The organism is Streptacidiphilus jiangxiensis, assembly GCF_900109465.1.
Lineage (GTDB): Bacteria > Actinomycetota > Actinomycetes > Streptomycetales > Streptomycetaceae > Streptacidiphilus > Streptacidiphilus jiangxiensis.
The window spans coordinates 114,243-126,500 of record NZ_FOAZ01000021.1; the positions used below are offsets into that span (position 1 = coordinate 114,243).

General features: G+C 72.8%; 9 protein-coding genes and 1 pseudogene. 3 read left to right on the plus strand and 7 right to left on the minus strand.

The features are described 5' to 3' along the window. Nucleotides 1-3: 3 nt before the first annotated feature. Entirely contained in the window at nucleotides 4-1,146 is a 1,143-nt protein-coding gene (locus BMY61_RS33020) for a glycoside hydrolase family 18 protein (RefSeq protein ID WP_201777589.1), read from the minus strand. Nucleotides 1,147-1,331: 185 nt separating this feature from the next. Between BMY61_RS33020 and BMY61_RS33025 the strand changes: the two genes are divergently transcribed. After that, nucleotides 1,332-2,204: a methyltransferase gene (locus BMY61_RS33025; protein ID WP_082015184.1), complete on the plus strand. Its 873-nt coding sequence runs from the start codon at nucleotides 1,332-1,334 to the stop codon at nucleotides 2,202-2,204. Nucleotides 2,205-2,285: 81 nt separating this feature from the next. Here the strand turns inward: BMY61_RS33025 and BMY61_RS33030 are convergent, their stop codons facing one another. Beyond that, nucleotides 2,286-2,822 carry an RICIN domain-containing protein gene (locus tag BMY61_RS33030; RefSeq protein ID WP_042450777.1) on the minus strand — a complete coding sequence of 179 codons (537 nt, stop codon included), beginning with the start codon at nucleotides 2,820-2,822 and terminating at the stop codon, nucleotides 2,286-2,288. 261 nt (nucleotides 2,823-3,083) lie between these two features. On the opposite strand from BMY61_RS33030, the gene BMY61_RS33035 reads away from it, so the two are divergent. Both BMY61_RS33035 and BMY61_RS33040 read left to right on the plus strand, forming a co-directional pair. Continuing rightward, complete coding sequence (locus tag BMY61_RS33035; RefSeq protein WP_143094646.1) at nucleotides 3,084-3,995, plus strand: winged helix-turn-helix domain-containing protein; 912 nt, start codon at nucleotides 3,084-3,086, stop codon at nucleotides 3,993-3,995. 102 nt (nucleotides 3,996-4,097) lie between these two features. Further along, nucleotides 4,098-5,312, plus strand: a complete 1,215-nt coding sequence (locus tag BMY61_RS33040; RefSeq protein WP_052438901.1) for a hypothetical protein — start codon at nucleotides 4,098-4,100, stop codon at nucleotides 5,310-5,312. 4 nt (nucleotides 5,313-5,316) lie between these two features. Here BMY61_RS33040 and BMY61_RS33045 read toward each other — a convergent pair whose 3' ends face one another. The 5 genes and pseudogenes from BMY61_RS33045 to BMY61_RS33065 form a co-directional block, all read right to left on the minus strand. After that, entirely contained in the window at nucleotides 5,317-7,896 is a 2,580-nt protein-coding gene (locus BMY61_RS33045; protein WP_042450775.1) for a DUF6493 family protein, read from the minus strand. Then, nucleotides 7,893-8,234 (minus strand): annotated as a pseudogene (locus BMY61_RS46670) (SWIM zinc finger family protein); the annotation flags it as partial. The gene BMY61_RS33045 and the pseudogene BMY61_RS46670, both read right to left, overlap by 4 nt. A gap of 134 nt (nucleotides 8,235-8,368) precedes the next feature. After that, nucleotides 8,369-9,784, minus strand: coding sequence for an APC family permease (locus tag BMY61_RS33055; protein ID WP_052438900.1), 1,416 nt, complete (start codon nucleotides 9,782-9,784; stop codon nucleotides 8,369-8,371). 124 nt (nucleotides 9,785-9,908) lie between these two features. Continuing rightward, nucleotides 9,909-10,793, minus strand: a complete 885-nt coding sequence (locus tag BMY61_RS33060; protein ID WP_052438899.1) for a TetR/AcrR family transcriptional regulator — start codon at nucleotides 10,791-10,793, stop codon at nucleotides 9,909-9,911. Nucleotides 10,794-10,826: 33 nt separating this feature from the next. Continuing rightward, the gene (locus BMY61_RS33065; RefSeq protein ID WP_236656102.1) at nucleotides 10,827-12,233 is read right to left on the minus strand and encodes a flavin monoamine oxidase family protein; all 1,407 of its coding nucleotides are present in this window, start codon (nucleotides 12,231-12,233) and stop codon (nucleotides 10,827-10,829) included. Nucleotides 12,234-12,258 lie beyond the last annotated feature (25 nt).

Genomic DNA, 12,258 nt, shown 5'->3' on the forward strand with positions numbered 1-12,258 from the left:
GCCTCAGTTCTGGCGCAGCGCAGGCATCGGCACCGGCACGCTGTAGGTGGACGAGCCGACCCCGACACCGCCCTGGCAGGAGTTGGGCGGGTCGGTGGTGACGCCGCGCGTCGACGGCATCTCCGCTGCCCAGAACATGTAGCCCAGCAGTCCCGGCGTCGTCCCGGCCCCGGCGGGCGCGGCGCTCTGCAACCAGCTGCCGGTCGTGTTCTCCAGCGAGGTCGAGAACGTGGTGCACTCGGGCCGCACGGACGAGCCCTCGGCGATGTACAGGCTGCCGGTGAACTTCGCCGGTGCGAGCGGCGGGATCGGCGGGCTGTAGGTCGGCTTGCCGGTCAGGTGCTCCTGCCAGTTGGACTCCGCGCCTGCGGCGTTGCCGGGCTGCTTGCTCGGCACCATCGCGTTGGCGTAGTCCAGCACGGGATTGCTGGTGTTCAGCCAGTTCGCGGTGGCGTACTGGTCCAGCCCGACCAGCCAGCGGTCGCCCGCGGCGACGTCGATCGTGAGCCGGGCGGTCGGGTCCGCGCCGGTCGCGTCGTAGGGGTGCGCGGCGCGGTAGGCGCTGATGAACGACTGCAGCCCCGTCAGGTTCGGGCTGGAGGAGTTCTCGTAGTCGATCTCGATGCCGACCCCGAGCTGGGTGGCGAGCGCTGCGGCCTTCTGCCCGAGCAGGGTGGGGTTCTGCGAGAGCGCGGTGTCCCAGTCGTTGGCGTAGGTGATGCCGCCGATCGAGAGCATCACGCGGATGCCGTGGCTGGTGTAGTAGTTGACGATCGCCTGGGTCATCCCGTTCGGCACGCCGCCCGTGTCCCCGGCGTCGGTGGTGCCGTTCAGCAACCGCAGCGGGTTGACGAAGCTCAGCACGACCAGGTTGACGGAGGGGTGCCCGTCGCCGCGGTCGATCAGCCAGTGGTTCTTCTGGTCGTAGTCCGTCATGTCCCGCACGGCCGCCCAGGTGCACGCGTCGTCGGAACACGCCCAGGCTCCGTACACCTGCATCGGACTCGTTGCCGTGGGCGCGGCCGCCTGGACCGCTGCGGTCCTCGTCGCGGCCTGCCCGGGCTCGGCGCCGCCGAGTGCGGCGCCGGTCAGCGCGAGCGTCGCGGCGGCGAGCAGGGTGGGGGTTCTGCCTATGTGCATGCGCATCCATCGCCTCCCGGCGAAGAGGGCTGAATAGGTCGCCCCAAGGTTGATGATCTGCTGATGCCCTGTCAATGGTCCGGACCAATACCGGGGTGAGGGCGGAGGACGTGCGGGGCTCGCGGGCCGTGTGAGGCATCCTGCTCGCGTCGCCGTGGCGCGGGTGACCCGGGAAGGTCGACCATGAGGCCATGACCTCCTCACCCCGCCCGCCGCACGCCGAAGGCCGACCGGATCCGACCGGCGGGACCGCCGCGCTCGGCGGAGAGTCCGCTCCCGCTCGCGGGTACCTGCTGGACAACGCGCGTGCCGAGGCGGGGGAGCGTTTCGTCTGCTTGGCCGAGCTGTTCGACGGTGTGACGCGCGGGCACTTCGACCGCCTGGGTGTCGGCGCCGGCTCGCGCGTCTGGGTGGTGGGGGCCGGCGGCCCCAGCATCCCGGAGGCACTGGCGGCGACCGTCGGTCCGACCGGGCACGTGCTGGCCACGGACATCAACCCGTCGTGGCTGAAGGACGGTGACGGGTACGAGGTGCGCCGGCACGACGTCGTCGCCGATCCGCCGCCGGAGCCGGGGACGTTCGACCTGGTGCACGCCCGGCTCGTACTCGTCCATGTGCCGGACCGAGCCCGGGCGCTGGCCAACATGGTGGCGGCGCTGCGGCCCGGTGGCCGACTGCTGGTCGAGGACGCCGACACCGCGCTGCAGCCACTGGCCTGCCTGGACGACAGCGGGCCCGCGCAGCGGCGTGCCAACCGGATGCGGGACGCGATCCGGGAGCTGTTGGCGGGTCGTGGCGCGGACCTGCGCTACGGCCGGACACTGCCGGGAGCCCTGCGTGAGGCCGGCTTGGTGGATGTCGCCGCCGCGGGTTCCTTCCCCGTCGGCGGCCTGGCCTGCGACCGCCTGGAGGCGTCGACCGTCCGCCACGTCCGCAACGAGCTGCTCGCGGCCGGCCTGGCCGACGACGCCGAGATCGACGCGCACCTGGCCGCGATCCACGCGGGCGAACTCGATCTGACACTCGCGCCGCTGATCTCGGCCTGGGGCCGCCGCCCGGCCTGACAGAGCACTACCAGCCGCTGTCCAGGGTCCCCAGCCTTCGGCCGAAGGCTGGGGACCCTGGACAGCGCCGGGCCGACAGGCTTACTGCGGCGGGGTGAACTGGATCCACTTCTCCGCGTAGTTGCCGTTGCAGAACCACAGTTCGGTCCAGCTGCTGGGGCTGGTGCCGTAGCCCGAGACGTTGAGGCACAGGCCGGAGTTGGGGTTGTAGATCGTGCCGTCGCTGCGGAGCTGCCACTGCTCGGCGGGGTTGCCGTTGCAGGCCCAGATCTCGGTGTGAGTGCTGGGACTGCTGCCGTAGCCCGGGGTGTTGAGGCAGAGGCCGGAGTTGGGGTTGTAGATGGTGCCGTCGCTCCGGAGCTGCCACGACTCCGCGTTCTGGTTGACGCAGTTCCAGATCTCGCCGTGGGCGCTCGGGTCCTGGCTGTAGCCCGCGACGTTGAGGCACAGGCCCGAGTTCGGGTTGAACAGGTGGACAGCCGCCGAGTCCTGGGGTGCGTTCTGCGGGGCGGCCGAGGCCGAGCTGACGGGTGCGGCGGCGAGGACGGCCACCGTGGCGCCGGCCAGGGCGAGGCCTACCTGGCGACGGCCGTGGCGAGCCCGCTGGGATCGTGTCATGGGAGTTCCTCTTCCATGGGGCGAATATGTCCATGACAATTTCTGCGCTGGCCGAGGCCCGCGCCACCGCCTTCGACCGTGGTCGAAATCGGGAGCAAGTACCCCCGCCTACTGGCAGGTAGGCAAGCTCGTGCCGATCGGATAACGTCCACTTGTCGCGCACATGACCTTCACATGTGACCCGGGGGGCTGATGCTTCGAATCCACTTCACCGCCGACGACCTGCGACGGATCAGCTGGGCATCCCATCCGGAGCCGCTCATGGAGACCGTGCTCAGCGTGCAACTGCTCCAACAGCCCCAGGCGGACGCCAGGCCGTTCGCCGGCTGGTCCGCCCGGGTCCGCCGGGGCCTCGGACGCCGCGAGCGGCCGGTGTTCGACCTGGCCACGCCTGACGACGGCACCGTCCCCGAGCTCCTGCTCGCCCCGACCGGGGCCAGGACCCTCGCCGACGGCCTGACCGCCGTCCGGTCCAAGCCGACGGCCCAGGCCGTCTCCGACCTGGCTGTGGCCCGCAGTCGGCGTCCCGATCTGCCGCAGTGGGTCGTCGACGTCCACCACCGGCGTCCGGCCGCCACCAGTCGACTGGCCGCGCTGCTGGACACCTACCACCGGCTGGCGATCGCGCCGACCTGGCGGCGGGTGAACGACGCCTTCCGGGCGGCGTTCGCCGGCGCGTCCGCCGCCGAGCCCGAACGGGGGCTGGGTGGTCTTCACCCGTCTGTCAGCTGGGATTTCCCGACCCTGACGGTCCCGTGCCATATCCCGCACGACGTGGACGTCCGGCTCCGTGGCCGGGGTCTCGTCCTGATCCCGGTCTTCTTCCTGCGCGTCCCGACAGCGCGCGTCGACAACTACGACGAGCGGGCGCCGGTGGAGCTCTACATCCCGGTTCACCAGCGGTTCTCGGCTGCCGGCGGTGATCCGTACGACGACCCGGGCCTCACCCACCTGCTGGGCCGCACGCGGGCGGCGGTTCTGACCGACCTCACCGACATCCGCAGCACCACCGAACTCGCCGCCCGGCTCGGCATCTCCGCGTCGACGGCCAGCCACCACCTCAACGCCCTCCGCGAGGGTGGCCTGATCACGACCGTGCGCGAGCACGGCGCCGCTCGGCACAGCCTCACCCATCTCGGGCTGCGCCTGCTCTACCGGCCGGCCCGCCGCTGAGCGCGCCGTCGCGGCACGTGGCCGATTGCTCCCTGTCGGATCGGGTGAAAGCACGGTAAAAGTGGAGAACTCGCAAGAAAACCAATCTAATTGGGGGGAATCATGCGTTTACGTTCACGTGCCTGGATCCTGACCAGCGCGAGCCTGCTGGCCGCGGGCCTCGGCATCAGCGCCGGTTCGGCGGACGCGGCGGACACGGCGGGTGCGGTGGGCGCCGCCGGCGCGGCGTCCGGGCAGTACTCCGTGCAGGACCTCGGCACCCTCGGCGGCAGCCACAGCGAGGCGACCGCCATCGACCGCACAACGGTCGTCGGCGACTCGCTGACCGACGGCGACGCCGCCGAGCACGCCTTCGCGTACGACCTGCGCCGCCACACCATGACGGATCTGGGCACCCTCGGCGGTGCCTCCAGCTGGGCGACCGGCGTCGCGGGGGAGTACGTCGTCGGCCAGTCGGACGTCGTGGGCGGAGGCGCGACCCACGGCTTCGCCTACGACCTGCGGACCCGCCGCATGGTCGACCTCGGCACCCTCGGTGGCAGCACCACAACCGTCGCGGGCCTGAGCGGCGACACCGTGGTGGGGACCTCGTCGCTGCCGGGCGACACGGTCAGCCACGCGTTCGCCTACAACCTGCGCACCGCGACCATGACCGACCTCGGCAGCCTCGCCGGGCCGTCCGGGGACAGCACCGCGGCGGCCGTCAACGGTGGGATCGTCGTGGGCAGTTCGTCCCTCCCGGCCACGCCCGCCGCCACGAGGCACGGCTTCGCCTACAACCTGCGGACCGGGGCGACGACCGATCTCGGCACGCTCGGCGGCAGCGCCAGCACGGCCACCGACATCAGCGGTTCCGTCGTGGTCGGCCAGTCCCGGACGGCCGGGAACGGATACGCCGGTTACGCCTACGACCTGCGCACCGGCGTCCGCACGGACCTGGGATCCCACCTGCTGACCGGCGAGCTGATCAGCGGGAAGGTCGTCGTTGGCGGTGACAGCGTGCTCGCCACCACCTACGACCTCACCACCGACACGACCGCCACGGTCGGCCCCGGAAAGGGGGTCACCCAGGTGAACCAGATCCTGGGCACCGTCATGGTCGGTGACAACTTCGCGCCCAACTCCCTCGCCTTCGTCGCCCGCACCGAAAACGGCGAGTTCACCTACCTGGCCTCCCTCGGCGGCCTCAACTCCTACGCGACGCAGGTCAACCGCCAAGGCGTCGTTGCCGGCAGCGCAGCGCTCGCGCCCACGGAGCCGTTCAACGCCAACGGCCCGTTCCACGCCACCGTCTGGGTGCCGGACACGCAGGGCTGAGGCACTAGCTGCTCGCGGTCAGCACGGCCTGCAGGGCTCGGGCCTCCTTCAGCAGCCGGGAGGAGCCGCGCTGCGCGGCGAGGGACGTGATCTCCGGCAACGGACCGGTCGCGCCGCAGTGGGCGGCGCAGTCGGTGGCGACGGCGAACAGCTCCGGGACGCCGCGTATCGGCTCCGGTGCCAGGAGCCCCGGCAGCGCGGCGCGGAGGACCGAGAAGACCGTGGCGTGGGCGCCGGAGTCGGCAGCCTGGCGGAGGGCGAGGGCCACCTTGTTCAGCTGGGCGACGCCGGAGCGGACCGCCTCGGCGAGGTCGGTGCCGAGGCGGGCCGGGTCCAGTGCGCCCTGGGCGGCCAGGAGCAGGAGCGCGTCCACGGCGGCGGTGCGGTCGGGCGCCGACGCGGCGCCGAGCGTGCACGCCACCGTCAGGTGGACCGCCGGGCCGGCCGGGCCGCCCGCCTCGACCAGTTGGAGGAGCAGCGGGGACCGGTTCGCGGTGGAACGGGCGTTGTCGATGATCGCGTAGCCGAGCCGGGCCGCCAACTCCTCGCGGTGGCACGGCAGCACCGCGAGCGCGTAGGGCGTCACGATGTCGCCGACAGCGAGGATCGGGCGCCCCTCCGGATCCACCAGCGGCCCGAGCGCCCGGCGCAGCACCGGATGCAGCAGGGCCTGGTGCTCGGGGGCGAGGCCGGGTTGGGTGACCATCGGACGGGCACCGGGCCTGGCCGGCACCCGATCGGTGCGCTGGCCGGGCAGCCCGCCCTCGGCGATCCACTGCGCGACCGCCTCGCCCTTCACCGTGCGCAGGCGCCCGGCGGCCTCCAGCACCGCCCGGTCGTCGGTCGGCAGGACGCGGAGCAGCGCCTGCCCGAGGTCGACCGCGCCGAGACGACCGTCCACGGCCTCCAGCGCGGCAAGGCGCTCCACCAGGACCGCCGCCTCCAACGTGCCGTCGGCGTGGCTCGGTGTGGCCAGCAGGAACGGAACCGTCCCGAACACGACCAGCGCGGCGGCCTCCTCCACCCGGGCGGCCGTCACGGCGCGGAACCGCTCCTGGTGGTCCGTCCGCAGCGGGCCCTGCCCCTGCAGCATCGCGTGCGCCCGCACGGCCGGGAGGTCACCCATCGCCGCAGCCGCGACCAGGGCGATCCACCAGTGCTGCGGCGACCAGTGGTTGAGCTCCGTGGCCCAGGGACGCTCGCCCAGCACCGGCTTGAGCGCGACCCGCAGCGCCTCGCCGTCCCGGAAGGACTCGCGGACCAGCCCGTCCAACGTCCGCTCGAAGGCGGCGACGCTCGGGTCGCCCGCCAGGACGGCGGCCAGCTCCTGCGCGACCGCGACCGGACCGTCCAGGCTCTCCCCGAGCGGCACCCGCTGGGGGAGCGGCGGCAGCAGCTCGACGTAGGGCCCGCTCCCGTCCGTCGCGGCCGGAGCGGCGAGGCCGAACAGCTCGGCCGCGCGAGCGGCCTGGGCCGGGCCCAGCAGCTCCGTGGCCGCCTGCAGCTCGGGCACCAGCGCCGAGCCGGCCGCGTCGAGGTGACGCGCCGCCACCTTGAGCGCCCGCTCCTGCAGGTCGACGTCGCTCTGCCCGAAGACCTCCACCGCACCGCGCACCGCGACCGCCGCCCACGCGGGCGAACGTCGCCCGGACCGGTCCAGCCAGGCGAGCTGGGCGCGCAGCAGCTTCTTCTCGCTGCGGAAGGAGACCGTGGCCGAGGCCTCCGCCAGCTGCTCCGGCTCCAGCAGGCCCGCGGCGTCCGCCTCGGCGAGCTGGGCCTGGCCGAGCCCGGCCACCGGCGACAGGCCGTCCAGCAGCGGAAGGTAGGCGCGGACCCGTGCGGCGATCTCCTCCGGAGTCGGCGCGAGCTGCTCCAGCAGCCGTTGGAAGCCGCGCTGGTCGCCCGGGCGTCCGCCGCGGCCGAGACGGGCCAGGCAGCGGTCGAGGATCTCGTCGCGCGGGACCACGCCGGCCTCGACGAGCCCGAGGATGGCGCCGCGCCACGCCTCGCCCAGCCGGTCGCCCGTGCCGGCCACGTCGAACAGACCCAGGACGAGGGACGGCGTCGACGGCGCCTGGATCAGCCGTTGCAACATCTCGCGACGGTGCTCGTGCGTGGCGGAGGGCCAGTCGTGGTGGCGCTGCCACGCCAGCACCACGCCCTCCGTCACCGGCACCGGCTCGCCCGCGGCGTGGGCGATGCGTTCGACGGCCGGGTACTCGTCGCCGAACCACACGCCAGGCCGCCGGTCGGCGATCCGGTGCAGCAGTTCGGCCTGCCACTGCGGACTCTGCCGGTCGACCACGGTCAGGGCGGCCCCGCTCTGCCAGACCACGATCCCGGCGGCGGAACCGATGCCGTTCGCCCAGGAGAACGCGGAGGAGGGCGCGGTGTTGCAGCCCAGCCCTGCCACCAGCAGCGCCAGGCTGCGGGGCCCCGCGTGCTCCCACCAGGCGACGGCCATCTCTTTGCGGCGGCGCTTCAGTTCGGGCAGCAGGGCGCGGCGTTCCGTCGGGCCGAGCTCGGCGAGCGCGGCCACCGCGCCGTCGACGTCGCCATGGTCCACACAGTCCAGCAGGCTCATCGCGCCGCCATCCCCCTCGCGTCGTTCACTTCGTTCACGTCTTGCTCGTCCTGCGCGGCGGATGTCTCCGCCGCCAGGCCCACGGCCAGCACGTGCTTGCACGGCCCGCGCCCGCCCCGGTACTTGGCCCACCACAGGCAGGTGCAGCCCAGGGAGCCGTCGGCGGCGCGTCGGACGCGCTGCACATGATCCTCCACCTGGACGAGGGCCCCGCCGTCCGCCTCCGGCCGGACCGCGCCGGCGGCGACCAGCGCGCGGGCGGCCCGCAGCCGCGGGTTGTGGGACTCCGCCCGGCCCGCGTCGTAGGGGAGTCGGCGGTGGAAGAAGGCCGCCTCGGCCAGCACGGAGGGGCGCAGGTAGCGGTATGCGTGAGCGGCGGCTTGCGTCATGTCGGGAACGCTAGGGCAGGCCACTGACAACGCCCGGGCCGCCCTCGAGGGAGCGGCCCTCGAGGGTGCCGCTCCCGGCCGGCTCAGTGCGCGGCGAGGTGGCGGCGGCGCAGCACCCGGCAGGGGAGGTAGGCCAGGAGCGATCCGCCGAGGCAGATCGCGATCTGCAGGCGGTCGGACGTGCTGTCGCCGGCGAGGGTGGTCCACGCGGCCCAGACGACGATGCCGGTCAGGGCGGTGGCGAGCAGCCCGAGGCCGAACCATCCGCCGGGCACCTTGTAGGGGCGGGGCAGGTCGGGCTCCTTGACGCGCAGCCGGACCAGGGCGGCCAGCTCGCCGAGAATGGTGAGGTTGGTCAGCAGTACGTCGAAGGTGAGCAGGTTGGTGAAGGAGTCGTTGCACATCAGGGCGTAGACGACGGAGCACAGCACCAGTGAGAAGACCGGGGTGCCGTAGCGGGGGCTGAGTCGCACCAGTCGCTTCGGCACCCACCCGTCCTCCGCCATCACGAAGGGGATGCGGGCGTTGGACATGAGCAGGGAGGCGAACAGCCCGCAGGCGGCGAACATCGCGCCGACGCTCACGGCGTACTGGAGCCACGGGCCGCCGAGGTCGCGGGCCACGTCGACGAACGAGCCGTCCTGCCAGCCAGCCCATCCCTTTGTCGCCATCGCGCCGAGCGCGGGCAGCACGTAGGCGGCGATGATCACGACCATGGCGAGGCCCAGGGCGCGGGGCAGGTTGCGGCGCGGGTTCTCGATCTCCTCGGTGATGGTGGAGACGGAGTCGAAGCCGTTGTAGTTCCACATCACCACCGACATGCCTGCCGCGGCCGCGGTCCACAGGCCGGTGTGCGGGGGCGTCAGCGGGCCGACGGGGTTGACGTGATGGGTGAACAACTGTGGGATGCCGAGCACCGCGATGGCGACGAAGGGCGCGAGGGCGAGGCCCGCGAGCAGCACGGAGCTGTCACCGACGCGCTTGGCGCCGAGGATGTTGAGGGCGGTGAGCGGGACGATGACGCAGGCGACGCCGATGAGCCAGTGCAGGTCGACCCGGAATCCGCCGCCGAAGCCGAGCGGCACGGTGAACAGAACCGTCGTCCCGTCGCCGGCGGGCGCCCAGATCCGGGCCAGGTAGTCGGCGAACATGACCGGGTAGAGCGCCATGTCCACCCAGCTGGTGAGCCAGGACAGGAAGCCCTGCTGGAAGCCCCAGAAGTGACCGAAGGCCCGCTTGGTCCACTCGTAGTAGCCGCCCTCGACGGGGATCGCGGTGCCGAGCTCGGAGGTCAGCAGCGCGACGGGGATGCCGTACAGGACGGGCGTCACGAAGAGCAGGATCATCCCGAGGCCGGGGCCCGAGGCGCTGAACAGGGGCTCGAGGCCGTAGGCGCCGCCCGACACCGAGAAGAAGATCAGGGCGACCAGGGGCAGTAGCCGCACCGAGGGCTTGAGCTTGGTGGCCTCGGTGGCCTGGGCAGGGGCTTCGGTGGACAAAGGCGGGCTCCCCGTCGACGTAGTGGGCCAGCCCAGTGTCGAGGTGAAACGTGTAACTCGCCATTGGCGACCTGTTCGGAACAGGTCTGCCTGCCTGACACCCTGTCCGTCGACCGACCCGCTGTCAGGTCAGGTCGAGGTGGGGCTCGAAGGCGCTGAGCAGCAGCGAGCGCATGCGGTCGGGGTGCATCCCGGTCGAGTGGGCGAGGATCTGGATGGCCAGACCGTCGACCATCGCGGTGAACCGCTCCGCGAGGGCCTCGACGTCGGTGTCCGGGGCCAGGCCCTCGGCCTGGCAGTCGCGCAGCAGCCCGAGGACGACCTCGTACCAGCCGGAGTAGACGCGGCGCTGCGCCTGGCGCAACTGGGGTTCGAGCATGGCCTGGTTCCAGAACTGGATCCACACCGACCACTCGTCGACGTCGTCCGTGGTGAGCGGGAGTTGCACCTCGATGAGCCGGCGCAGCCGGTCGCGGGCGGAGGTGGCCTGCTCGAACTCCACGTCGAGGCGGGAGCGGAAGCGCTGCGCGTAGTACTCCAGGGCGGCGTGCAGCGTGGCTTCCTTGCTGGGGAAGTGGTAGTGCACCGTCGCCGTGCTGGTGCCGCAGTAGCGGGCGATGTCGGAGACGCGGACGTTGTGGTAGCCGCGACGGGCGATCAGCACGGTCGCGGCCTGGAGGATCTGCTCGCGGCGCTCCTCGGCCGACACCGCCTCGGCACGGTCCCGGCCGGCTTCGGGCGGGAGGACGGGGGCCGGGCCGGTGCCGTCGAGGAGGTAGCCGGTGGAGACGCCGCAGGCCTTCGCGATGGCCGCGACCTCCTGGTCGCGCAGCCGGCGCGTCCCGCGCAGCGCCTTGGACAGGGCGGTCTGGTCCATGCCGATGCGCTCGGCGAGCTCACGCTGCGACAGCCCGGCCGAGCGGATCGCGGTGCGGATCCGCTCCGGCAGTTCGGCGGGCGGCGCTTCCCCGGGGCCGCTCGTGCTGCTCGTGCTCGCCATGCTCGTCATATCGGGGTCAGTATGTCAGGCACGGTGTGCCGTTCATCCGGGCTGCCGCACCACGGGGCCCAGGGCCGCGGCAACCTCGCGCGCGGCACGTTCGCCCGAGGAGATCGCGCCGTCGATGTAGCCGTTCCAGACGGACGCGGTCTCGGTGCCGGCCCAGTGGACGCGTCCGGACGGGCTGCGCCAGCCGTCGCGCCCGTGCGAGGTCCAGCCACCCGGGGTGAGGAAGCACTCGTAGCCGCCGATGGTCCAGCCGGTGCGGGGCCAGATCTGCTCGACATAGTCGATCGGTTCGCCGGCCCTCTCCCCGACCACCTCGGACAGGCAGGTCAGCACGGCGCGGCGGCGTTCGGCGTCCGGTGCGGCGGCCCAGCGGTCGACGCGGTCACCGTAGACGAAGGCGACGAGGACGCCGCGTGACGCGTCCTGGGGGGAGTTGTCGAAGACCACGCCGACCGGTCGCTCGCCGTAGAGCGTGGCGATGCCCGAGCGGCCGGCGTCGCGCCAGAAGGGCTCCTCGTACACCGCGTGGACCTTGGCGACCCGACCCATCGGTGCGTGGCGCACCCAGCCGAGCCGCGCGGGCGGCAGCGGCGGGTCGAAGGCGATCCGCTCGACGGCCGCGGGGGGCACGGTCACCACGGCCCGCGCCGCGTGCACCACGGTGCCTCCGCCGGTGTGCACGTGGACTTCGGTCTGCGTCTGACGGATCGACAGAACGGGTTCGCCGAGCCGGATCCGGGCCCCCAGCGACCGTGCGAGGGCCCGGGCCACCGCGTCCGCGCCGTCGCCGAGGCGCGAGTCCTGCGCACAGCCGGACGTCTCCATCAGCTGTTCGTAGCCGCCCCCGGAGGCCAGGTAGAACAGCACGTGGAAGAAGGAGATCTCCCGGGGCTCCGCGCACCAGACACCCTGGACGGCGAGGGCCAGCCGCTGCAGGGCGTCCTTGTCGTCGGTCTCGGTGCGGAGGAACTCCTCGGCCGAGAGCGCGTCGAACTCCGCGAACCGCGGGGTTTCCCAAGGGCGTTCGAGGTCGACGGTGCGGGCGAGGGTGTCGAGCAGGGCGGTGATGCGCTCGTACTCGGCGATGCCGGGCCCGCTCTCGGGTGCGCCGCCCGTGTAGTCCGCGCGGGTGCCGTCGGCGCGGATCTCGACGTGCCGGCCCGTCTCCCAGGTGGGGAAGGTCGGGCAGTCGAACTCGGCGGCCAGGGCCTGGAACCGGCGCTGGGTCGGGCCGATCCACTGGCCGCCGTGGTCGAGGCGCACGCCTGACGCGCGCACCTGGCTGAAGACCCGGCCGCCGACGCGGTCGGCGGCCTCCAGCACCACGACGTCGATGCCGGCGTCGGCGAGCCGCCGTGCGGTGGTCAGCCCCGCGTAGCCGGCGCCCACGACCACGACCTCGGCGTGGACGGCAGAGGGTTCTCGTCTTGTCGCTGTCACATCGCCCACCATGTCGCAACACTGT